The following is a 22,458-nucleotide window of genomic DNA, read 5'->3' as shown; positions in this document are numbered from 1 at the left end:
CTCACGGTAACTTTGCGAGGCGTTGGCGATTGGTCGTCAGTCAAACTCCACGGAATGCTGAACTGTCCATGGCAATTCTATACTCGGCTACATGAATCAAGGCTGCATGCCATCAATCGTGAGACTACGTTGAACTGGAAAGTCGATAATCAGCGAGCCTAAGGGATCCAAGAAAACCGTCTTCCGCAATCTAAGTGATGCACCCGCCGGAGTTGATATACATGCAAGACCCATCCAGCCTTCGCAGCTCCCGTCACATGATGGCGCAGCTTGATTATACTTCTGCCTCTGATGCGGAAATGGATCAAATAAAAGCTGCGGTTGCTAGGATCCTAGAGTCCATCATGTCCGATGAGAAAAGCCTTCAGTGCTTTCTGCGCCTGGGTGACCGTTGGCTGGGAACTCGACGAGACGCTCCTCAGTCACCGTTGTATATGTTGGCCATTCTCGATGTTATCACAAAGGATACGTATCTCATGGACTTTCTTGCGCGCCGCGAAGGCATCACCTCTGACATGATAGACATGTATCAGGCTCGGCTGGTTTTCCAGGTCTCGCTTGAAGTCTCTCGCCTTTCTCCAAGGATCTAAACCGACTTGGTCGGTATATTCAGTGCCCAGGAGTTACAGCATCAAGTTCGCAAATGATCTCCAAGGCCAAAACTGTTTTGTAGAAAAATTCGACGTGTGGTTTCTATCGACTAGTGGTCGGATCCGTATGCTTGCGATTGCTGCTCGACACGGGCGTGATAGGCTTGGAACTCAATCGCTTTCAGCGCACATCGACGAAAGTAGTTCCTGAGTTCGTCAGGCTCGTGGTCCCATGCGTCTTGGGGCTCAACGGAACGATAAAACTCGCGTGCCACATGTTCAACTCTATGATCAAGGCTGCGTATTGTGTCCTGCATAGGTGACCGTATTCTCTCAGCTTCCGTTCGAGTCTGATGGTTTTGCAACGAGCACCGATAATTTTGAATGCGCTCTTCCGGATAGGTGGCTGCCAAATATGTATATTCTGTGGTCGCTTTATTGTGGCATTTGCGTGAAGTGAGGTACCCGACATTCAGCGTTATCTGCGGCGTCCGAAAGGACTAAAATAATGTTACTTCGATGAGTGATCACCGCAGAGATGCCGGCGCGTGATTTTATCGCTTAATGTAAGTCATTGATTCAGAAAAAGTTTGGTGCTGGGCCGCTGAGGCGGAGGAGGGCTATTTGATGGTCTGGGAGCCCCGCCATAAATGTCTGTTCCTACGCCACCGATCTCACCGATGCCGAGTGGGCGCTGCTCGAGCCTCCCGTTCCTCACAGCCATCCGGCCGGGCGGCGACAGACCTATCCGTTACGGCACATCGTCGACGCAATTTTTTGTCTGCTGCGCACGGGAGCCCAGATGCGGCTGCTGGCGCATGGGTATCTCCTTCGTTACGCCGTGTTCTGCCATTACGCTCAGTGGCGCGAGGACTGCACCTGGGAGCAGGTGACGTGGGCGCTGCGGGAGAGTTATCGCTGTCGGATCCGCCGCTATCCACAGCCGACAGCGGCGATCATCTGCAGCCAATCAGTCAAGATCACCAAGATCGGCGGACCACGGGGGTACGATGGCGCTAAAAAGGTCAAGGGCTGCAAGCGCCATCGTCTGGTTGATCCGCAAGGCACTCTGCTGAAGAACGATGGGCAGCCGGACGACGTCCGTGCTCGCGCAACGGTCGAACTGCGGTTGCTGGGTTTGCATCATCCGTTGTCGGTCATTGAGCGCCTGTGGGCCGACACGGCGTATCATGGGCTGAACGAGTGGTGGCGCAGAGCGCTCGGATGGAAGCTGTCGGTCCCGCAGCACCGGTGGACCGGAGGTACCCAAATGCAGATGTAATCCGAGCCGCCGACCCGCCCGAGCGGCTTTCAAGAGGTTCGCACGCCAGTGAGTGGTGGAGCGAACGTTCGGTGGATGACGCGTTGGTGCCGGTTGGTGCGGGACTATGAGGAGTGCTGCGATGTCTTGGAGGCGTGATCCGAGCGGCCATGAGCAGCCTCATCGTCCGACGCATCGCATACCCCTAGCTAATCTCAAACGGCCGCTAAGCGGTGCATCCGGCAGACTGCCGCCTGGATCGACCTGGATGGCGGGGCCGTTCACAAGCGCAACCGCCGGTTCAATTCGGAAGGACTGGAAGCGCTCAAGCATTGATACCGCTCGGGCCGCCGGCCAACCTAGACGCCCGAGAAGACGACCACCGTGGTCGCTAGGCCGCTCACGAAGCCAGAGACTCTCGTCCTGCCTTTTGCCGCCTGAACCTTGGATCGAGTGGCCACTTACCTGCACGAGCAGAACGGCACCGCGATGCAGCGCAGTCGCATCGACGAACGCGAAGAGGGTTTGCGCTGCCGCAGGCACGAGACCTGGTTCGGGGAGTGGGGCGATCCGACCTTCGTGGCAAAATGGGGGCGATCGAAACGCTCTATACCTCACCACCTGTGGGCAGTTGTGTGATCTGCCTCGACCAGATCGGGCCGGTGAGCGCCAAGAGCTGTGCCGGCTGTGCCCTGGTGCAGAACCGGACGCGACCAGCCGAGCACGGGAGACAGGAGATTGACGACGGTCGGCGCGCCAAGGGCTATGTCGTTGACGCTTATCGTCCGGCCACCGGCGAAGCCTTCACGCATCCGTATCCAGGACAGAGCGGCGCGTGTTGGGTTGACCTCCTCGACCACGTTTGGACCTGATCCTCGCGCACGAGCGAATGGGTTTACGACATCATGGATAATCTGAGTTCGCGTCGCGCCACGGACGTGTTGCTGTTTGTGCTCGCGCACCCGCGTCAGGAGATAGTGTTCCAGCCCAAGGACGCCGCTTAGCGCAACCTGATCGAGCCCTGGCGGAAAATTCTGCGCTCGCTGGGGCTAGCGGGTCGGGAGCTGGGTCGTGATCCTCGAGGCGTTTCGCCTCGCCACGGTCTAATGGAATGCGCATAACCATCTCTTCGTCTGGGGTCGACGCCGCCGTCCGCCACGTCATCCGCCCGGAGTCACCCTGCCACTGAGGGCGGCATGGCTTACCGGATGAACCACTTAGAGGAAGCAGCGCACTGCGTCGATGAAATCGGGGGCGGGTGCCAATGCGCTCCTTGGTTTTAGGTTCCCGACTCGCGTGAAGCAGGCAAAACTTGGGCGAGAATACGAAAAAATAACCGAGATGGGTGCTAGGTAGGTGGCAAGTATAACTTATGGTGGGTTCCAATGAGCGCTGACCGCCGCTTAGGCCTCGTTGCCGACAATGACTCTTATTTTAGGATCGCGGCAGCGGCAATCCTGACGCGTTATTTCAACTTCACAGAGGTAGCAGAGGCATCGTCTCTCGATGAGGCCTTGGAGTATTTGAGCGAGAACAAGCAAGTCGAAAGCGCATTGTTTGACCTCTCGATGGGAGGGATGCGCACTCTGACAAACCTGCGGGCCTTGAGGGAGTGCTTTCCGGCCACACGTGTCATCGTGATCTCCACCACGAACGAGCGGAAAGACATTCTCTCTGCATTAGAAGCGGGTGTGCACGGCTATGTGCCCAAGAACCTACCTGTTTCAGAGTTTGTAAAGGCTCTCACGGTAATCTTAGACGGCGGGGTCTATGTGCCTCCGTGTCTGGCTGACATTTCTACGGCAGCCGCGGACACCCCACCGCAGCCCCAGATGCCCGTGAGACTAGAAAGCACCGTGCACCCAAGCACAGTAGCAAACAGCCTCACGGCACGTCAGCGGGACGTTTTGGACCTTCTTGTGCAAGGAAAGTCAAACAAGGAGATAGCCTTGGCCCTCAAACTGGGGGAGGGGACTGTCAAAATACATGTGGCGGCAATCTTCCGCTACTTCGGTGTGAACAACCGAGCTGCCGCTGCCGTGGCAGGAGCGCGTCCCTATCCCAACCGTCCGCGAGGCGTTCTTCCAGTGGGCCTATCGGAGGAACCGTTGGATTCTGAATAGAAACGAGCTTTCAGTGACATAACGTTGAGCAATAACTGGACACGGTTGTACTGCGCAACGGCTGCGAATTTGGATTCATGGATTGCTCAGCTGATCTGAGTGACATTCTGCTGAAGCAAGATGAATTCGGGTTAATCTATCTGGAAATCATGGGGGATCACGAAACTTATCGCCAACAGCAAACGACCCCGCATAACCACTACGCGTTTGGGCTCAAGCAAAGATACCACCGCCAAGCTTGTCCCGTCTTAGAAGCATCCCACTTTCCGACTCAGGCCCGGCAGTGCCGTTTACAAGGGCAAAATAAGCTCGCTTCTAGGCCCCCTTGGACAAGGGCCGCGGGCAAAAAGGATTTAAATTTTATTTCATAACAATATGTTTTTGCCCTTCACATCTGACCCTGTCTGACAGCCTAATTATGCGCACGGACTGGCGCAGGAAAGCAAGCTTCACCATCGCAACGAAGTTGGCGGCGAGCGTCTCGGGCCAGGTGGCAATGGAGCGGCAACTTCTCGGCTATCCGACACAGCGTTCGATCACATTGCGTCTGCTGTAAAGGTCTGGATTGAAGGCTCGCGCGCAGCCCCCAATGTTGCCGCCGGCGCCGGGCGGTATCACGGGTCGAATATGGCGCCGCCGCAGATAACGGTACACAGGCCGGTAGCTGTAGGCCCTGTCACCCGCCAAGTGCTTGGGGAGCGTGGTCGGACGGCCTCTCGGGTTGGGCAGGCGGACGGCTCTCAGGGGCTGCTCGAACACCGGCACCTCGTGCCGTTGCCCGGGTGTGAACGTAAAGGCCAGCGACAGGCCGGCGCCATCGCTCACCAGCTCAATTTTGGTGCCGGAGCCGCCGCGCAAGAAGCCGAGCGCATGGTCATCCGGCTCCTGCGGATCCCCTTTCTACGGGCACCGGCCGCCGAGCGGCTGGCCCGCACCGAAGCTCTGCCGATGCAGCATAGATCCAGGTCGATCCGTCCCTCGGCATCCAGCTTGAGCCGGAGGCCGATCCAGGATCCGGTCGCACAACTCCTCCCGGCGGCAGCGCGTCAGGCGCTCGTAGACTGATTGCCAAGGATCGTACCGCTCAGGCAGATCACGCCACTGCGCCGGTACACAGCTTCCACATCAGCCCGTTGACCACCTGCCGGTGATCCCGCCAGCGCCCGCCGCCCCTTGGACCAGAACTGGGCATCAGATCGGCCATGAGTTCCCATTGAGCATCGCTCAATTCGTGCCTCCGCCCCGCGCACCTCTGCCTCGGTGAGCCCGACAAAGGCAACAACCGTCTTCTTATGCAGGTTCACAGGCCGTCAGAACGGATCTGGATATAAAGTTCTGATAGCTCAGCTCCCTCGGAGCTTATGCGACAATTTGGATTATGTTGCATACAAGAAATTAATCGTACGGCCTTATCGTAAGCTCAGAAGACATATTTAAGGGGCATCTTTCCATGAGTACGGGCGGGCGTGTGGGGCTTATCGCCGACAACGACGCATATTTCAGAGTTGCTGTAGCGGCGATCCTGACCCGTCACTTTAACTTTTCCGAAGTTATCGAAGCTTCGTCGCTCGATGAAGCATTGGAGCGTCTCACCGAGAACAGGCTGATTGAGACGGCCCTGTTTGACCTCTCGATGCCGGCGATGCGGACGCCAACCAATTTGCGCGCTGTGCGTGAGTGCTTTCCAAATACCCGCGTCGCCGTGATCACCATGTCGAATGCGCGCCAAGATATCCTTTTGGCGCTTGAGGCGGGCGTTCATGGGTATTTCCTAAAGAGCTTGCCAGTTGCGGACCTTGTAAAAGCGCTGCACATCGTCTTCGAGGGTGGGATCTATGTGCCGCCATGCCTGGCTAATCTTTCGTCCCCGCAAGATACGAACCCTTCAGAGCCGAAGGATCAGCCACATCATGCCCACAAGTCCTCAGCTCCAACATCCCAAGAGAATCTTCTGACTGCGCGTCAACGAGACGTCCTCGATCTTCTTGTGCAGGGAAAGTCGAACAAGGAAATAGCGCTAGCCCTCAAGCTGGGGGAGGGCACCGTCAAAATTCACATGGCGGCGATCTTCCGGTACTTTGGAGTCAACAACCGGGCCGCGGCAGCTGTCGCCGGCGCGCGCCCTTATCCGAACCGACCACGAGGAAGACTCAGCGACGTGCAGGAGCAAGGGTCTACCAACATGACACCTTACCTGATGGAAACCTGACTCAGCTGCTTCCATTCCGGCGCACTGACACAGGAATGGCAAGTACATGGGGTGCAAGACACCATCTCCCAGATGTTGGAAGAGACGGAACAGGTCTGTGGCCTCGCAGATCTGGCTTGAACAACGTGGAGACTTTTCCAGCTGCCAAGATAGCAATGATCATAGCAGCATGAGCTACGCACCGCGGTCCAATCAAACAGCAGAATAATCGACTGCTTCACAGGACCGGATTGAGCGGGCAGAACGCTAGTGAATGAGACCGGTTGTCTTCGTTGGAAAAGGTCTAACGCTCAGAAATTGCTTTAGCTCGGCGTGAGTGCGCTCAAGCTCAAGCGCCAAGTGGTCAACCTGTTCTGTCCCGCTGCGCACAAGGTCGGCGCTCGTGATCTTTCGCCAGCCAACACAGATCTCATGTACCGTTCTCGCTCCGACATTGGCTGACGCGCTTTGCAACCCGTGAGCTTCAAGGCGAAACCGGTGGGAGTCTCCTGTGGCTGCCGCCGACCGCAACTCGGCGACGAGATGATCGGCATCCAGGAAGAATTCCTCCACGAGGCTGAGAACGAAATCCCGACCGCCGAGCTGCTCCAGTTCTGCAAGAACAGGTTCGTCGACCAAGCGGTTCTGGCCTGTTGGCGACGGAACGGGAATTTCCTCGATGGCCGATTGCCCACTATCCGTCCGAGAGCCGGCCCTCTCGTCGATCATCTTGAGAAGGGTCGCCGGCTGAACCGGCTTCGTCAGGCACGCGTCCATGCCCGCCTCGAGAGTCCGGGCGACGATCTCCGGTGTCGCATCGGCCGTCAGGGCGACGATGGGCATGCGGACACCCGACGGCTCCGTGAACCGGAAGATCTTCGTTGCCTCCAAGCCAGTCATGATGGGCATGTTGATATCCATGATGACGAAGTCGAAGCTCTCCGTCGCGAGCAGGTCGAGCGCATCCTCTCCGTTCGTGACGCAGCGCGTGGAATGCCCGCCGCGTTCCAGGATCTTCGTGATCACCATGCGGTTCGTCGAGTTGTCGTCCGCGACGAGGATCGAGAGGCGCTTGGACGCCACCGGAAGATCGATGTCGCTGGAACCACCCCAGATCGATTGAGCCATTGACGTCTGCGCCGCGGCGGCGAGGGAAGCGACCCGTGCTTCATCGGACGTGAAGTCGAGTGGAAGCAGGCTGCTGGATACCCGGACGAGTCTCGTGTTCGAAGCCGTCTCCGATCGACGGGGGCGTATCAGCACCGGATGCGCCGCCAGGTTCGCCCGCTCGATGTCATCGGCGAGGAGATCGTCGGGCAGGTCGCTGTAGTAGAAGACCAGCCATTCCCCGCCACTGTGCTGCTTCGCGTACTCCCTGGCATCCGCCAGCGTTCGAACGACAGGGATCTGATCTGGTTTGCCGAGGCGCGGCGCGATGCTGCGGGCCAGATCCGCATTCGAGCAGATCAGCAGGCGCCGGAACCCATCCAGCCGTTGTTCTTCCGGGTTCCTCTCCTCGGGCGTGCCGACCGGAAGGGTGAACCAGAAGGAGCTGCCATGGCCCTCCTGGCTGTCGACGCCGATCGTGCCTCCCATGGCGGTAATCAGCTGCCTGCAGATCGAAAGGCCCAGGCCGGTTCCACCATAGCGGTTGATGATGGTCTCGTCCGCCTGGGTGAAGCTCTCGAAGATCCTGCCGAGCGCATGCGGAGCAATGCCGATGCCGGTGTCGGACACGGCGAAGCGAATGAAATGCCCGTCGTCCTTATCGAACGGCCGCGCGTCGAGCGTGACGGACCCGCTGTCGGTGAATTTGACCGCATTGCCGAGAAGATTGAGGAGGATCTCCTCAAGGTGGTGCCGTGAGCCATGAATGTATGTCGGCGTTCCGGGCGCCAGGTGGATGGTCAGGCGAAGGCCCTTCTGATGCGCCTGCGCGAGCATCATGGCCCGCGCGGTCGAGAGGACTTCCAGGAGATCGAAATCGGCCTTCTCCATGGGCATCTGGCCCGACTCGATCCGGGACAGGTTCAGGATGCTGTTGATCTGCCGGAGCAGGGTATCCCCGGCCGAGCCGATCGTGCGGATGATCCCGCGTTGCTCGGAATCGAGGTTCGTCCCGGCCATCAGGCTGGACAGGCCGATGATCGCATTGAGGGGCGTTCGCAGCTCATGGCTGACGCTTGCGAGGAAGAGCGTCTTTGCCCGATAGGCGGCCTCCGCCTGGGCCTTCGCGTTGGAGAGCTTGCGGATCAGCGTGCTTGCATAGAGCGGAAGCACGATGAGGCTGAGCAGCAGGGTCGCCGACAGGTACATGTCGTCGTGCCACCGCGGCGTGGTGTAGATGACCGCGGTGAAGCAGACCGCCGAGACCACCATGGCGATATACAGGAAGCGGACCCCGAAGCGGAATCCGTTCCCGAAGGTGATCCAAAGGTACAGTAGAAACAGGACCGACGACGTCTCCCCGACATAGCGCAGCTGGAACGACAGGGTGGCGAGGTCGCTGACGATGGCCACGATGCGCCGAGCGGTCGATTGGAGCGGCCGGATCAGGATATGGATGACGATCCCGGCGGAGACGAACGCAAACACGGTGGCAGCGATCAGCGCCTCCCGCGGCACGGACGGGTTGATCCAGAAGGTATAAGCGGCAATCAGGCTCAAGAAGATGAGCCGATTGAGGCTCATCTCATGTTCTCGATCAGGACTGCTTCTGAAACGGGCCAGGAGGTTGGCGATCACCGAGTGCGCGCCTTCCTGAGAGGGAGATCCTGTCGCGGGAGCCGGTACCGTGGCCGTTCCTTGAGCAGTTCGTCGAAGGCATCCGAAGGCACCGGCCGGCTGAACAGATAGCCTTGCGCCTCATCGCAGGGATGATTGAGCAGGCAGGCAAGCTGGGACTGCGTTTCGACGCCCTCTGCAACGACCTTCAACTCGAGGCTCTCGGCCATTGAGATGATCGCCCTGACGATAGCTTCGTCGCGGGTTCCATCCGAGAGGCTGGACACGAACGAACGGTCGATTTTCAACGTGTCGACCTCGAAATTCTTCAGATAGCTGAGCGAGGAATAGCCGACGCCGAAATCGTCGATCGCAATCTTCACGCCCAGCTTCTTGAGTTCGTGCAGGATCAACTGGGTTCTCTCGACATCCCTGAGAAGACTGCCCTCGGTGAGTTCGAGCTCGAGGCATTCCGGCCTCAGACCGGTCGCCTGCAGGGTCTCGGCGACGAGCTGCACGATGTCCTGGCGCAGGAACTGCACCGGCGACAGATTCACGGCGATCTGCAGAGGCGCATGCCCGTGGGCGTGCCAGAGAGCCGCCTGAGCGCAGGCTTCTCCAAGAACCCAAGCCCCGATCTCATTGATGAGGCCCGTCTCCTCGGCGATGTCGATGAAGACGTGGGGCGACGTGATGCCGAACTCGGGTCTGACCCAGCGCAGAAGGGCTTCCGCCCCGACGATCGCTCCTGTCGCCAGATCGACCTGAGGCTGGTAGTGCAGAACGAACTGCTCCTGCGAGATCGCTTTCAGAAGGTCCGCTTCCAGACTGATGGTGTTCAGTGAGATGCTTTCCATCTCCTGGGAGTAGAAGCGGACCGTGTTTCTCCCCTCGGCCTTGGCCTGATACATCGCCAGATCGGCGTATCGGAGGAGTTTCTCGACGTCTCGTCCGTCGCCCGGAGACATGGCGATCCCGATGGTGCAGCCGAGCCTGAGCTCGTTCCCGTCCAGGAGAAACGGGGTCGACAGGCTGTCGATGATATGGCGCGCCAGTGCCTCCGAATCCTGGGCTGCGGCGACACTGGTTTGCAGAACAACGAACTCGTCGCCGGACATCCTGGCCACGAGATGGGTGCTCGGCACGCAACCGATGAGGCGACCCGTCACCTGCTGAAGGATTCGGTCGCCGCCCGCATGGCCGAGGGCGTCATTGACGGACTTGAAACGGTCGAGATCGATCAGGAACAGGGCAAACTGCCCTTCACCGGCATCAATTTCCTGCTGAACCCTCTCGTAGAGCATCCTGCGGTTTGGGAGATCGGTCAGCGTGTCATGCAGGCCGATATGCCGGAGAGTGTTCTCGGCTTGCTTTCTCTCGGTGATGTCGATCGAGGTGGTGAGAACGCCCGTCACGCCGCCTGTGAGCTCGCGCAGGGACGTCTTGGTCGTCAGGAAGGCGCGCTCCGACCCGTTGCTGTCGGAGATGCGCTCCTCAAAGCTGGTTGACGCCCGCTGCTTTCCGAGAACGGCCTTATGGACGCGTTCGCCATGGTCCGCATTGTCGCTCTGAAGGACTGCGGGCAGGGGTCTTCCGAGGAGGGACTCGGGAGACATGTTGGCGAACTCGGCAAAGTAGGCGTTGACGAAGAGGATGCGGTTGTCCTCGTCGGTTGCGCTGATCATCGCCGGAACGCTGTCGATGACCTGGGTCAGTGCCTCGCGACTGCTCCGGACCAGTTCTTCCTGAGAGCGCTCGCTGATGAGGAGTTGCTGCTCAAGGGCCAGGGCGCGGCTCTTGATGAACTGCTGCTGTCTCTGAAGCTTGAGAAGGTTGCGGGCCCGGGTCGTGAATTCGTAATGATCGACGGGCGAGCGGAGAAAATCGGTAGCGCCTGCTTCAAGAGCCTGGAGCCGGAAGGCTCTGTCGTCGTAGGCCGTGATGACGATGATGGGAACATCGGCGCCGTTGACGCTGTTCCTGGCACGCCTGGTGAACTCTGCGCCGTCCATACCGGGCATTCGGAAATCGGTGATGATCAGGTCGGGGCAGTTTTCATCCAGCCAATCAAGCGCCTCATGGGGTGACGCGGAGGCATGAACCTCCGCACCTTCCTCAATGGCCTGCGCCAATCGAGAGAAGATGTTGCGGTTCGTGCTTCTGTCGTCAACGATCAGAATGCGCGCCATGTGTTGCCCCCCGGCATCCCTGGCCAATGAGATGGATCAGTCGCTGAGTTCTCTTCGCTATAGGCTTACGTGATGATCAGTTTGATGATGGTTATTCGATCGGCCATGGGTTTTGTACTCGTGCTAGCGTGGTTCGAAGGTCTCTGCAGAGATCGACACTCTGGTCCAGCAGTGAGACAAGGCTGTAAGTCGACGTCATTTTGCTGGCTTGACTACGCTGATCTCAAACTGAATAAGGTATTTATACCACAATAACGTTTGATCATGCGTCTGCGGATGCCTGTTTCTTCAGGTATTGGTTAATCCGGCCTTTTTGCCGTAGCATGACAACGGCAACGCCGCGCTGAGGTACGTTCCTTGATCGATGTCACTTGTGCGGATAAGGCTCCGACCATTAACCAAGTTGCTTACGAAACGGCATAGGCGACTACACAGGTGGTCGTTAATAGACCATTATCCATAGGAAAGGAGGCCTGTCGCAACCACGGCGTCCTGAACGACGGCGAGATGAAGCTCGCTGTCTGTCCGAAATTCTCTATGATGGAGAGTATTGATGCCGGCCCCCTCGGTCAAAGTCGCTGGCCATGTCCGCGACGAGGCCCAAACTGTCGATTACGAAGTCGGTTCGCCTCCTGCAGTCCCGTCTCAGAAGCCGAATTCTGCGCCGCCGGCGGGCAGCGCCACAAACCTACTCCTGCCTCACATCGACGTTAATATCGACTTTGAGAGCCGGATCTATTGGGCCGCCATGCGCCCGAGCCGGCACCCGATGATCACGATGGAATTGCTCCAGGACATGATGTGCGTGCAGGAATCCGTCCGCGCGATCATGGAGGAGGGCAACCGCGAGCAGCATCAGCACCTCGAATACTTCGTTGCGGCATCCCAGACACCGGGCGTGTACAACTTCGGCGGGAATCTCGCCTATTTCGCGGATTGCATTCGCCGGCGGGATCGTGAGAGCTTGCGGAAATATGCTTACGCCTGCATCGATGTGGTCTATGGAAATGCGATGGCGTTTCATACGCCTGTGATCACGATCGCCCTTGTCCAGGGCGATGCGCTCGGCGGCGGGTTCGAATGCGCCCTCTCCTTCGACGTTCTCGTCGCGGAGAAGAGCGCCAAGCTGGGGTTGCCGGAAGTCCTGTTCAACCTGTTCCCGGGGATGGGAGCCTACAGCTTCCTCTCTCGCAAGATCGGCACCGCGGCGGCCGAGAAGCTCATCATGAGCGGAACGGTCTATACGGCCGAGGAGCTCCACCGTCTCGGGGTCGTCGACATCCTGGCGGATGACGGCCAGGGCGAGAACGCCGTCAGGGACTATATCGCCCGCAACAGGCGCAAGCATAATGCCCATAAGGCCATGTACCGGTCCAAACGGCGCATCAACCCACTGACATACGAGGAATTGAGCGACATCGTCGATATCTGGCTCGACGCCGCCATGGATTTGGGAGAGCAGGATTTGCGCAAGATGACCCGCCTCGTGGAAGCTCAGGCGCGCCGTTTCGATAAGGAGACGTGAGAGGATCTGCCGGATCCTTCCACTCGCCGTCATACACCGAGAGGTGACCTGCACGGTGACGCGACGGGATCGGGCGAAGGATGAGAGACACCTTCCGCTGACGGAGGGGCTCGGTCGAACGGCAGATCGGCTAATTGCTCAAGACTCATGCGCTGCAGGGCTGGATGGGACAGGGGATCATCGCTGCAATCGTCCGGACCCTGAAGGCCCGGCCAGGGGCTGAGCAATCGCTTGGCAAGGCTGAAGAGGTTTAACATCTCTGCATGATGGTTCTTTCGCGTGCCTGACGGTATGGATTTTATCTGTAGGAGACTATAGAAAAGCTATATGAGGAACCTGAGCCGCTTCCATCTCAACGGGCTACGGGCCGTCGAGGCCGCAGGCCGGTGGGGAACCTTGCGGGCGGCAGCTGACGAACTCGGCGTGACCGTTGGGGCAGTCAGCCAGCAGATCCTCAAGGCCGAGGAACAGTTCGGACGCCCCCTGTTCGAGCGCCTGCCGAAGGGCTTGAAGCCGACGTCGTTCGGCCAGGATATACTGAAGTACCTGAGCGCCGGATTTGCGGAAATCTCGGCCGGGCTGGCCCTCGCCGAACGCCGTCGCGACGATGTTCTGACCGTGTCGGTTGCGCCGGTCTTCGCGAGCAAGTGGCTGGTGTGGCGTCTGCAGCGCTTTCACGAGATTTTCCCGGACATCCGCATCCGCATCGACGCCAATGTGGCGCTCGTCGATCCGGACACCTCCGACGTGGACGTGTGCATCCGGGTCGGCTGGGGAAACTGGCCCCATGTGAAAGCCGAGAAGCTGATCGATCAGGTGATCTTCCCCGTCTGCAGCCCGCCGCTCGCCGAGCGCCTGCGCCAGCCTGCAGATCTTGCTGCCGTCCCCATCATCCGTGAACCGACGCCTATGTTCGGCTGGGGTGCGTGGCTTGGGCCGAATGGCCTCGACGAGTCGATCCTGGGCGGCGGACCGGTCTTCTCGGATGCATCGCTCTGTCTCGATGCGGCCGTCGCGGGGCAGGGGGTGTTCCTGGCTTGGGAAACGCTGGCTGGAGATGCCATCGCTTTCGGCCGCCTGTCGGCTCCGTTTCCGGATCGCTATTCGACAGGGATCGCCTATTGGTTCGTCACGTCTCAGACCCTGCCTCAGAGCCGTGCCGTGTCGGCGTTCTACGACTGGCTGAAGGCCGAACTGGCCCGAATGGACACCTGACGGGCTCGTTTGGCTGCGGCCTTCCGCCGAGCTGCGCTCATTCCTCGAGCCGATGAGCGGTCGCGCGGGAAACACGCGACCGCTCGTGCTGTCTTACCCGATCCGGGGTCGAAGGACGGCGCCTGAACCCAGGCCGAGTGCCAACGGCCTGATTGCAAACGCACCGTCGCCGATCAGCGCATGGGCAACGGCCGCCAGAGCCAGAAAAGCCGGATATTCCCAGCCGCCATTGGTTGCGTTGAACACCCAGCCATTAGGAGCATGGACGAGAAGCGCGCCCAAAAGAACCGGCAGGAGAGCGACCGACACAGCCCGACCGTACAAGCCCAGCAGGATCGCAACGCCGCCGATCAGTTCGGCCAGGATGATGGGCCACGCCAGGAAGGCCGGAAAGCCGACCTGCGTGAGGAATCCGGCAAAGCCTGGAACCGTGAACACGGCGATCTTCAGATAGGCGTGGGCGATGAACATGATGCCAAGAGCCGCACGAAGGGCGAAAGCACCATAGGGAGCAAGGCGGGTGTCGATCATTGGTTTGTCTCCGGGACCCGAACGGTCCGTTGCCAGGAACGTGATCCTTTCTATATTGCAAATCAATGACGCAAATCGCAGGCTTGTTATTGCGATTGTGCAATGACAAGCCTGATCTGTTCCTGGAGACGGGATTTGGGCCTCAGCGCAGTGCATGAACCCGATCAAACCATGCTTTAGCTTTGCGGGCGTGTCCGGGCTTGGCGACCCTCGATCGGATAGGCGGGGTCGTTATATCCGGGCGTCGAGGGATGACCTTCGGCGACGAGGCCATCAACGAGCGCTTCGTCCTCGGCCGTGAAGCGGTAGTCGAGCGCTTTCAGGTAATCGTCCCACTGCTCTTCCGTGCGCGGACCTGCGATCACCGCGGTGATGAAGCGATTGTTCAGGACCCACCCCACGGCAAACTGGCCGGCTGTGATGCCGCGGGCTTCGGCATGGCGCTTGAGGTCCTGAGCGATCTGAAGCGATTCCGGACGCCACTCGGTTTGCATCATCCGGTTGTCCTGGCGACCGGCGCGGCTGGTCTCCGGTGGTGGAGCATCGGGGCTGTACTTGCCCGTCAGCACGCCGCGCGCGAGCGGAGAATAGGGCACGACGCCGAGGCCATAATAGCCGCAGGCTGGGAGATGCTCGACCTCCGGCATCCGGTTCATGGCGTTGTAGTAGGGCTGACTCACAACCGGGCGATCAATGCCGAGGTCGTCGCAGAGGCGGCAGATCTCGGCCACGCGCCAAGCGCGGTGGTTCGACACGCCGAAATGGCGGATCTTGCCCTGGCGCACGAGATCGCCCATGGCGCGGACCGTCTCCGCGAGCGGGGTCGCATGATCCTCCCGGTGGAGGTAGTAGATATCAATCCAGTCCGTGCCCAGGCGCCGCAGGCTTGCCTCGGCGGCCGCCATGATGCGGCGGCGCGAGAGGCCGCGGTCGTTGGGACCTTGGCCTGTCGGGTTCGCGACTTTCGTGGCGAGCACCCAATGGGAGCGGGCCGCGTTGATCGCCCGTCCCGTGACCTCTTCGGAGCGACCTTCGTTGTAGACGTCGGCCGTATCGATGAAGTTCACGCCCGCCTCGTACGCTTTCGCGATGATGCGCGCGGAAAGGGCTTCGTCGGTCGGCCCTCCGAACATCATCGTGCCGAGGCAGATTGGCGAGACCTTGAGGCCGGATCGGCCCAAATTGCGGTAATCCATGCAAAGCTCCTTCATAATCGCGCCTCGAAACAGGGTGACCGGCGGACATTTCGCCGAACGAGGATCGGATGGCCGCTCCTTGGCAGGAATGTCGCGCCGGCGGGACGCGTGAACCGGCGATCGTATCCGTTGCCGGCCGCTGTCGCCTTCAGGTGACCGAGCGGATCACCGTCCAGGCATGGCACTGAGAACGGAGAGCTGCGCCTCGACCTCGGACATGGAGATCGCTCCCGGCTTGAGTCCGTCCCGCACCATGCGGGTACCGAGTTCCGTGAAGTACGTGTTTGCAGGCGTTGCGACACCGTGAAGGCGTCCGAGCAGCACGATCTCGCCATTGAGATAGTCGGTCTCGACCGACCCGGTGCCGCGCGCGAGACTCTGCACCGTCGAGCTGCCGAGGCGGCCGACTTCTGCGATGGGCCGCTGCTGCATCAGCTGAGTTCGCCGTGGGTCGGCCCCTCCAACGTCCAGCCAAGGGATGCCGGCTGCCTTGAAGGCCGCCTCCGCCTCGGCGCGCAACAGCGCTTCCAAATGCGTGTAATCGGCGTCGAGGCCGAACGCGGCCTGCAGGATGTTGCTCAGGTTGAGCAGCAGCTTCCCGTACTTGCTTTGCATCACGTCCTGCGACACGAAGGTCGCGATGTTGGCGGCTTCCAGGGCTTCGGCGAGGGCCGTGTCATGCGCGTTGCTGCCGCCCGGGTAGCGCCCGATATCGAAGATGCCATGACGGGGCATGGAGAAAGCGGCGATTTCACCCGGGCCCGAGATGGCGGCGGGCATCATCACCGTCATCCCATGGACCTCCGGAAAAAGGCGAAGGGCGAAGCGTTCATTGGCGACGCCGTTCTGAACGCAGAAGACGGCCTGGCCAGCGGCGCCCGTGGCGCGAAGACGTTCCAGGGCGGGGAGCGTATCCTGTGTCTTCATCGTCAGCAGAATGGCATCGTCCGGGCGGAGGTCGATTTCGGTCGGGTCCGACACGCACGAAAATTGGGCCCGCTCGGTCTTTTCCGGGGTACGCAGAACCAACCCGTCCTTCTGGATGGCCAGGAGCTGGGCGCCGCGAGCGATCCCGATCACCTCCTGTCCCGAGAGAGCCAGGGCCGCCGCGACGGTCCCGCCGATCGCGCCGACGCCATAGATGATGATCCGCATGATTGTCCTCGCATGAAAGCTGGCCGATAAGGAGGTGCCTCCGCGGCTACCCTTACGCGCGATATCCTGCATCTTCCAGCATTTGGAACAGGCCGTTCGTATCAGTCCCGCGAAGCCCAGACCATGCCGCGTCTCAGGATGGTGCGCATTTCGGGCACGTCGAACTCCTTCGCCACATGCCCGAGGGAGCTGTAGAAGACCCGGCCCTGGCCATGACGGCGCTTCCAGACCACCGGCATGACGACTCCTTCGATCCAAGGAGCGTGCTCACCCGAGAAGGTGGTCGTGGCGAGAACCTCGTTCGATGGGTCCACATGCATGTAGTACTGCTCGGAATGGTAGTCGAAATCCTGGATGCCCTGCATGACCGGATCATCCGGCCGGGTGATGTTCACGCGATAGTCGATGATGTTGCCGGGATGGGCCACCCATTGGCCGCCGCACATGAACTGGTACTCGACCGCCTCGCGGAAGGCGTCCCCCATGCCGCCCTGAAAGCCCGCGAGGCCTGTGCCTTCGCGGACTGCCTTGGAGAGATTGGCCACCTCGTCCTTTTCGATCTTCGACATGGTGTAAATCGGAACGATGAGACTCATCGTGGAGAGCTGAGGGCAGGCAAAGGCACGGGTCGAGGTCTCCAGGTGAACCTGAAAACCCTCGTCCCGCAGCAGGCCGGCCACGATGGTGGCGCATTGCTCCGGCTCATGGCCGTGCCAGCCGCCCCACACGATGAGTGCTTCGCGCATCGTTCCTTCTTTCTTCCGCTGTGATCGATCTTAGGCTGCAGAGGCCGTCTGAGGCTGCCCCTTCCAGAGGAGCGCCGCGTCGGCATCCTCCAGAACCGCTGGTCGCTCGAGGGTCGTGGTGATCGCCCGGGGCTGCCCGGTTGCTGCTCCTTCAAGGATGCTGTGCATGACCTCGAGGACGTGCAGACCAAGGCGGCCGCTGGAGCGGTGTGGGCTACCGTTCAGAACGGAGCTCGCGAGGTCGGCGAGGCCGAGCGCACGGTAATTGGCCTTGTTCGGAACCTCGGGAGCCCAGTTGGGTGAGCGCCAGTTGGGAGAGCCCAGCGGCATCTCGCTCGAATCGACCGCGCGCCAGTCGCCGCCGCGTTCGGTGATCTCCACATGGCCGCCGAAGAAGTTCGGATCCGGGACGCGGAGCGAGCCCTCAGAGCCGTAGATCTCGATCGCCGGATGGCTGTGCTTCCACACGTCCCAGCTCATGCAGAAGGTCACCTGCGCGCCGGATGCGAATTCGAGAAGCGACATTACATGGGTCGGCGTCTCGACCGGAATCCGGTGACCCTTGCGCGGGGACTCGGAGGTGACGGTGCGCTCGGGAAACCCGATGCTCGACATGGCGAGAACGCGCTGGACGGGCCCGATCAGGTTGACGAGAGCGCTCAAATAGTAGGGCGCCATGTCGAGGATCGGTCCGCCGCCGGGCTTGAAGAAGAAATCCGGATCCGGATGCCAGTGCTCCATGCCGTGAGACATCAGGAATGCCGTTCCCGACAGGATGCGTCCGATCTTTCCCTCATCGACGAGGTTGCGGGCGAGGCGCCCGCCCGCGCCGAGGAAGGTGTCAGGGGCGCAGCCGAGATGAAGGCCGCGCGCTTCCGCTTCGTCCACGAGCCGGCGACCCTGCTCGAAATCGACCGCAAGGGGCTTTTCCGAGAAGACGTGCTTGCCGGCGCTGAGTGCCGCGAGCGAGACGCCGAAATGAGCCGCCGGGACGGTGAGGTTGACCACCAGGTCGATGTCGTCACGGGCGAGCAGCTCGTCCACCGTCAGGGCCTCGATGCCGTGCCGGCTTGCCTGTGCTTGGGCCACCTCGGGCTTCATGTCCGCGCAGGCCCGCAGAGTGAGGCCGCGATAGGCAGGAATGTTCTGGAGATAGATGCCTGAAATGTTGCCGCATCCGATGATGCCGACGTTGAGGGAGTCCATGGTCCTTAATCCTCGATCGTGCGCAGGAAGGCAAAGCTGTTGCGGGCGGTCTGCCCCGGGTCCGCGGGCTTGTCGTGCTCGACGACCATCCATTTCGCGCCTGCCGCACGGCACACGCGCCAGAGGTCGCGCCAGTCCAAGGTGCCCGAGCCCACATCGGCCCAGCCATCCTGGTCTTCATTCTGACCGGCGGGGGCGATATCCTTCACGTGGGCTGCCGTGATCCGACTGCGGTACCGGTCGATCCACTGTTTCGGATCGGCATTGCCGCGCACGAGCCAGGCCACGTCGACCTGCCAGGTGAGGGGGCTCGATCCGGCGGCCTCGAAGATCAGTTCGAGAGCCGTCTTGGCCCCATCCTTCGGCTTCAGCTCCCAGTGATGATTGTGGTAGCCGAGACGAATCCCATCGTCCTGAAAGCGTTCGGCGATCTGCCCGAGCTCGCGGCCGAGCGAGCGCCAGCCATCGGCGGCCATGTCGCGCTCGTCCGGCGGAACGGCCGGCATGTAGAGGTCCGTGAGGCCAAGCGTCCGGCACGCCTCGACGATGGCATCGGGTTTTTCGCGCAGGGCCGCCATGCTCACATGACTGGACGAGGCCTTGAGACTCCGCGCATCGAGCTTGGCTCGGACCTCGGCGGCTTTGTCCAAGTGTGAGCCCACCGCTTCCACATGGCGATAGCCAGCCTCGGCCACCGTGTCGAGGATCAGGTCGAGATCCTCCAGTGATCGCAGGGTGTAGAGTTGAATGGAAAGATTGTCCGTGACGCTCATGGATTCCTCAAGGTTCGTGACGACAGGCGCGACCCGCCATGCGGTGAGGCTGATCGCGATGTGGATGTGTTCACAGGCGCTCGCCGGTCTCTGCCGAGAAGAGAGAGACCTGCGTGGGATCGATATGCAGCGTGAGGCTCTCGCCCGGCGCGGCCCGGCGGCTGCCCGTGGTGCGCACCTGGACCGAGCCGATCGGATCGCTGCACCAGATGATGGTGTCCGCGCCCATGGGCTCGACGATATCGACCTTGAAGCCCTGCCAGATGCCTTTGCTCGCGATCTCGAGATGTTCGGGTCGCACGCCGAGCACGACCTCCTGACCCGGCGACGGGGCGGTCGCGAACGGGTAGGCCGACAGGGACAGGCGGCGGTCACCCGCCAGGAAGCTCAGTCCCTCTCCGGTGTTTTCGAGCCGGCCCTTGATGAAGTTCATCTGCGGTGAACCGACGAAGCCTGCCACGAACAGGTTGGCGGGCCGGTGATAGATCTCGTCCGGCGTTCCGATCTGCTGGATCTTCTGCTCCCGCATGACCACGATACGGTCGGCGAGTGTCATGGCCTCGATCTGGTCGTGGGTGACGTAGACCATCGTGGTCTTGCCGAGCCGTGCATGCAGCCGCTTGATCTCGACGCGCAGCTCGTTCCTCAGCTTGGCGTCGAGGTTGGAAAGCGGCTCGTCGAACAGGAAGACGGCGGCGTCGCGGACAAGCGCTCGGCCGATGGCGACGCGCTGGCGCTGGCCTCCGGAGAGCTGGTCCGGGCGCCGGTCGAGGAGGGGTGTGATCTGAAGGAGTTCGGCCGCCTTGGTGACCCGCTTCTCGATCTCTGCGCGTGGCGTCTTCGCCATCTTGAGGCCGAAGGACATGTTCTCGCGCACGCTCATCCGGGGATAGAGGGCATAGGACTGGAACACCATGGCGATGCCGCGGTCCTTGGGCTCCTCCCAGGTCACGTTCTTGCCGTTGATCCAGATCTGACCGTCAGCCACGTCGAGCAGGCCCGCGATGGCGTTGAGCAGGGTGGACTTGCCGCACCCCGACGGCCCGAGCAGGACGATGAATTCACCCTCGTCGATATCGAGGGACAGCCCGTCGAAGACCTGAACAGACTCGAATGCGACGGTCACATCACGAACGGAAACGGTCGACATGCCTTATCCCTTCACAGCGCCGGCGGCGATGCCACGGACGAACCAGCGGCCAGAGACGAAATAGACGACGAGGGGAACGAGGGCTGCGAGCATGGTCGCCGCCATGTCCACGTTGTAAGCACGCTCGCCCTGGGTCGAGTTGACGATGTTGTTGAGCTGCACGGTCATCGGCAGGTTCTCGCGCCCTGCGAAGGTCAGACCGAAGATGAAGTCGTTCCAGATGCCGGTGACCTGCAGGATGGTCGCGACGACCAGGATAGGCGTGGACATCGGCAGAATCACCCGGAAGAAGATCGACCAAAACCCGCCACCGTCGATGCGCGCCGCCTTGAACAACTCGATTGGCAAACCGGCATAATAGTTGCGGAACAGCAGGGTCATGGTCGGCAGACCGAAGATCACGTGAACCAGAACGATGCAGGTGAGCGAATTGTAGATCCCGGTCATCGAGAAGATGCGCACCAGGGGGTAGAGAAAAACCTGGTAGGGGATGAAGGCCCCGAGCAGCAGGATGCCGAACATGACGTTCGCACCCTTGACGCGCCAGAACGACAGCGCATAGCCGTTGATGGCACCAGCGATGATCGAGAGGATCACCGACGGGATTAGAATGCGCACGGAGTTCCAGAACCCCACACTGATGCCGTTGCATTCCAGGCCGGTGCAGGCGGAAGACCAGGCCTTGGTCCAGGCATCCATGGTCATGGCGGCGGGCAGGGCGAGGATGTTGCCGAGCCGAATCTCGTCCATGGGCTTGAGCGACGTCACCACCATGATCCAGAGCGGCAGCAGGAAGAACAGGGCGGCCGTGACCAGGAAGACGTAGACGCCGATGCGCCCAATGGTGAGGTGGCGAGGACGGCGGCCCTGTGGCACAGCGGTGCTCATGTATGCCTCCCTTGCGGACGAACGTAGCGGGTGTAGACCCAGGGAGCCAGGACGATCACCACGGTGATCAGCATGATGGTCGCGGCAGCCGTTCCGAGGCCGATGTTGTTGCGCTCGAACAGATGATCCATCACGAACTTGGCCGGCACTTCGGTGGCGATTCCGGGACCGCCGAGGGTCATGGCCACAACGAGGTCGTAGAGCTTCACCACACCGGTCGCAAGCAGCACGGTAGCAGTGACAACCATGGGGCGCAGCAGCGGCAGAACAACGGAGGTGTAGACGCGCCAGGTCGGAATACCGTCCACCTTTGCGGCCTTCCACAGATCCTTGTCCACGCCGCGCAAGCCCGCGAGCATGATCGCCATGGTGAGGCCGGAGCCGTGCCAGAGGCCTGCGATCACAATGGTGTAAATCGCCATCCTCTGATTGACGAGCCAGTCGAACGTGAAGCTCTCGAAGCCCATGTCGCGGACCAGCTTCTGCAGACCAAGTCCCGGATTGAGGAACCACTGCCATGCGACGCCGGTGACCACGAAGGACATGGAATAGGGATAAAGGAATACAGTCCGGAAGAGACCCTCGCCGCGCACGTTCTGATCGATGAACACGGCCATGAGGAAGCCGATGATCAGGCAGCCCGAGATGAACAGGGCGCCGAAGATGACGATGTTCTCGGCCGAGGTGACGAACCGGTCATTGGCGAAAAGGCGGGTGTACTGCGTCAGGCCAAACCAGTCGAGCTTGGGCAGGAGGGTCGAACTCGTGAAGGAGAGCCGCACAGTCCAGAGCATGCAGCCGATATAGACGACGAGGACGACGAGCGCCGTCGGCAGGAGGGCAACGGCTGCGGGCAGGCGTGTGCGTGCGCTGCGTCGCGCTTTCGTGCCGCTCGAAGAGGTGCTGGGTGCGCGGATCGATATCGTTTCCACCAGGCAGGCTCCATTGCGAGTGCATCAAGACTCAGTGATGGAGACCTCGCCCCGGCGTGGCCGGGA

At 60.8% G+C, this 22,458-nt stretch carries 19 protein-coding genes; 6 read left to right on the top strand and 13 right to left on the bottom strand.

The features are described 5' to 3' along the window. Nucleotides 1-221: 221 nt before the first annotated feature. From HPT29_RS17990 to HPT29_RS17980, 3 genes are all read left to right on the top strand, one after another. On the top strand, nt 222-590 hold the full coding sequence (locus tag HPT29_RS17990; RefSeq protein ID WP_173948572.1) for a hypothetical protein: 369 nt from the start codon (nt 222-224) through the stop codon (nt 588-590). Nucleotides 591-1,236: 646 nt separating this feature from the next. After that, nucleotides 1,237-1,872 (top strand): transposase, encoded by a 636-nt coding sequence (locus HPT29_RS17985; RefSeq protein WP_349774726.1) that lies wholly within the window; start codon nt 1,237-1,239, stop codon nt 1,870-1,872. A gap of 1,364 nt (nt 1,873-3,236) precedes the next feature. Next, nucleotides 3,237-3,974, top strand: a complete 738-nt coding sequence (locus HPT29_RS17980) for a LuxR C-terminal-related transcriptional regulator (protein ID WP_173948571.1) — start codon at nt 3,237-3,239, stop codon at nt 3,972-3,974. 516 nt (nt 3,975-4,490) lie between these two features. On the opposite strand, the gene HPT29_RS28860 is transcribed toward HPT29_RS17980, so the two are convergent. Next, nucleotides 4,491-4,799, bottom strand: coding sequence for a transposase (locus tag HPT29_RS28860; protein ID WP_432807306.1), 309 nt, complete (start codon nt 4,797-4,799; stop codon nt 4,491-4,493). A 268-nt stretch (nt 4,800-5,067) separates the two neighbouring features. Beyond that, a complete protein-coding gene (locus HPT29_RS28855) occupies nt 5,068-5,166 on the bottom strand; it encodes a hypothetical protein (protein WP_432807305.1) in 99 nt (32 codons plus the stop codon). Nucleotides 5,167-5,424: 258 nt separating this feature from the next. Between HPT29_RS28855 and HPT29_RS17975 the strand changes: the two genes are divergently transcribed. Then, complete coding sequence (locus HPT29_RS17975; RefSeq protein WP_173948568.1) at nt 5,425-6,183, top strand: LuxR C-terminal-related transcriptional regulator; 759 nt, start codon at nt 5,425-5,427, stop codon at nt 6,181-6,183. Between the two features lie 246 nt (nt 6,184-6,429). Here HPT29_RS17975 and HPT29_RS17970 read toward each other — a convergent pair whose 3' ends face one another. Continuing rightward, the gene (locus tag HPT29_RS17970; protein WP_173948567.1) at nt 6,430-8,853 is read right to left on the bottom strand and encodes an ATP-binding protein; all 2,424 of its coding nucleotides are present in this window, start codon (nt 8,851-8,853) and stop codon (nt 6,430-6,432) included. A gap of 50 nt (nt 8,854-8,903) precedes the next feature. After that, nucleotides 8,904-11,075, bottom strand: a complete 2,172-nt coding sequence (locus HPT29_RS17965) for a putative bifunctional diguanylate cyclase/phosphodiesterase (RefSeq protein ID WP_173948566.1) — start codon at nt 11,073-11,075, stop codon at nt 8,904-8,906. A gap of 553 nt (nt 11,076-11,628) precedes the next feature. Here HPT29_RS17965 and HPT29_RS17960 point away from each other — a divergent pair. Continuing rightward, nucleotides 11,629-12,600 (top strand): crotonase/enoyl-CoA hydratase family protein, encoded by a 972-nt coding sequence (locus HPT29_RS17960; RefSeq protein WP_173948565.1) that lies wholly within the window; start codon nt 11,629-11,631, stop codon nt 12,598-12,600. Nucleotides 12,601-12,927: 327 nt separating this feature from the next. Then, nucleotides 12,928-13,815: a LysR substrate-binding domain-containing protein gene (locus tag HPT29_RS17955; protein ID WP_173948564.1), complete on the top strand. Its 888-nt coding sequence runs from the start codon at nt 12,928-12,930 to the stop codon at nt 13,813-13,815. Nucleotides 13,816-13,908: 93 nt separating this feature from the next. Here the strand turns inward: HPT29_RS17955 and HPT29_RS17950 are convergent, their stop codons facing one another. From HPT29_RS17950 to HPT29_RS17910, 9 genes are all read right to left on the bottom strand, one after another. Continuing rightward, the gene (locus HPT29_RS17950) at nt 13,909-14,346 is read right to left on the bottom strand and encodes a DoxX family protein (RefSeq protein WP_173948563.1); all 438 of its coding nucleotides are present in this window, start codon (nt 14,344-14,346) and stop codon (nt 13,909-13,911) included. Nucleotides 14,347-14,522: 176 nt separating this feature from the next. Then, nucleotides 14,523-15,542, bottom strand: a complete 1,020-nt coding sequence (locus HPT29_RS17945) for an aldo/keto reductase (protein WP_173948562.1) — start codon at nt 15,540-15,542, stop codon at nt 14,523-14,525. A gap of 165 nt (nt 15,543-15,707) precedes the next feature. Continuing rightward, nucleotides 15,708-16,697 (bottom strand): ketopantoate reductase family protein, encoded by a 990-nt coding sequence (locus HPT29_RS17940; protein ID WP_173948561.1) that lies wholly within the window; start codon nt 16,695-16,697, stop codon nt 15,708-15,710. 101 nt (nt 16,698-16,798) lie between these two features. Continuing rightward, nucleotides 16,799-17,443, bottom strand: coding sequence for a ThuA domain-containing protein (locus HPT29_RS17935; RefSeq protein ID WP_173948560.1), 645 nt, complete (start codon nt 17,441-17,443; stop codon nt 16,799-16,801). Between the two features lie 30 nt (nt 17,444-17,473). Further along, on the bottom strand, nt 17,474-18,649 hold the full coding sequence (locus HPT29_RS17930) for a Gfo/Idh/MocA family protein (protein WP_173948559.1): 1,176 nt from the start codon (nt 18,647-18,649) through the stop codon (nt 17,474-17,476). 5 nt (nt 18,650-18,654) lie between these two features. Continuing rightward, complete coding sequence (locus HPT29_RS17925) at nt 18,655-19,422, bottom strand: sugar phosphate isomerase/epimerase family protein (protein ID WP_173948558.1); 768 nt, start codon at nt 19,420-19,422, stop codon at nt 18,655-18,657. A gap of 70 nt (nt 19,423-19,492) precedes the next feature. Beyond that, nucleotides 19,493-20,572 (bottom strand): ABC transporter ATP-binding protein, encoded by a 1,080-nt coding sequence (locus HPT29_RS17920; RefSeq protein WP_173948557.1) that lies wholly within the window; start codon nt 20,570-20,572, stop codon nt 19,493-19,495. Nucleotides 20,573-20,575: 3 nt separating this feature from the next. Continuing rightward, nucleotides 20,576-21,460, bottom strand: a complete 885-nt coding sequence (locus HPT29_RS17915; protein ID WP_173948556.1) for a carbohydrate ABC transporter permease — start codon at nt 21,458-21,460, stop codon at nt 20,576-20,578. Then, on the bottom strand, nt 21,457-22,383 hold the full coding sequence (locus HPT29_RS17910) for a carbohydrate ABC transporter permease (RefSeq protein ID WP_432807304.1): 927 nt from the start codon (nt 22,381-22,383) through the stop codon (nt 21,457-21,459). The genes HPT29_RS17915 and HPT29_RS17910 overlap by 4 nt, the downstream gene beginning before the upstream one ends. Between the last annotated feature and the right edge of the window lie 75 nt (nt 22,384-22,458).

This window comes from Microvirga terrae, assembly GCF_013307435.2.
GTDB classification, from domain to species: Bacteria; Pseudomonadota; Alphaproteobacteria; order Rhizobiales; family Beijerinckiaceae; genus Microvirga; species Microvirga terrae.
This window is presented reverse-complemented; position numbering and strand designations above follow the sequence as displayed.

Coding starts and splice junctions, on each gene's coding strand:
- HPT29_RS17990 (WP_173948572.1), top strand. CDS start 222: ATGCAAGACCCATCCAGCCTTCGCAGCTCCCGTCACATGATGGCGCAG.
- HPT29_RS17980 (WP_173948571.1), top strand. CDS start 3,237: ATGAGCGCTGACCGCCGCTTAGGCCTCGTTGCCGACAATGACTCTTAT.
- HPT29_RS28855 (WP_432807305.1), bottom strand. CDS start 5,166: ATGCCCAGTTCTGGTCCAAGGGGCGGCGGGCGCTGGCGGGATCACCGG.
- HPT29_RS17975 (WP_173948568.1), top strand. CDS start 5,425: ATGAGTACGGGCGGGCGTGTGGGGCTTATCGCCGACAACGACGCATAT.
- HPT29_RS17970 (WP_173948567.1), bottom strand. CDS start 8,853: ATGAGCCTCAATCGGCTCATCTTCTTGAGCCTGATTGCCGCTTATACC.
- HPT29_RS17965 (WP_173948566.1), bottom strand. CDS start 11,075: ATGGCGCGCATTCTGATCGTTGACGACAGAAGCACGAACCGCAACATC.
- HPT29_RS17960 (WP_173948565.1), top strand. CDS start 11,629: ATGCCGGCCCCCTCGGTCAAAGTCGCTGGCCATGTCCGCGACGAGGCC.
- HPT29_RS17955 (WP_173948564.1), top strand. CDS start 12,928: ATGAGGAACCTGAGCCGCTTCCATCTCAACGGGCTACGGGCCGTCGAG.
- HPT29_RS17950 (WP_173948563.1), bottom strand. CDS start 14,346: ATGATCGACACCCGCCTTGCTCCCTATGGTGCTTTCGCCCTTCGTGCG.
- HPT29_RS17945 (WP_173948562.1), bottom strand. CDS start 15,542: ATGGATTACCGCAATTTGGGCCGATCCGGCCTCAAGGTCTCGCCAATC.
- HPT29_RS17940 (WP_173948561.1), bottom strand. CDS start 16,697: ATGCGGATCATCATCTATGGCGTCGGCGCGATCGGCGGGACCGTCGCG.
- HPT29_RS17935 (WP_173948560.1), bottom strand. CDS start 17,443: ATGCGCGAAGCACTCATCGTGTGGGGCGGCTGGCACGGCCATGAGCCG.
- HPT29_RS17930 (WP_173948559.1), bottom strand. CDS start 18,649: ATGGACTCCCTCAACGTCGGCATCATCGGATGCGGCAACATTTCAGGC.
- HPT29_RS17925 (WP_173948558.1), bottom strand. CDS start 19,422: ATGAGCGTCACGGACAATCTTTCCATTCAACTCTACACCCTGCGATCA.
- HPT29_RS17920 (WP_173948557.1), bottom strand. CDS start 20,572: ATGTCGACCGTTTCCGTTCGTGATGTGACCGTCGCATTCGAGTCTGTT.
- HPT29_RS17915 (WP_173948556.1), bottom strand. CDS start 21,460: ATGAGCACCGCTGTGCCACAGGGCCGCCGTCCTCGCCACCTCACCATT.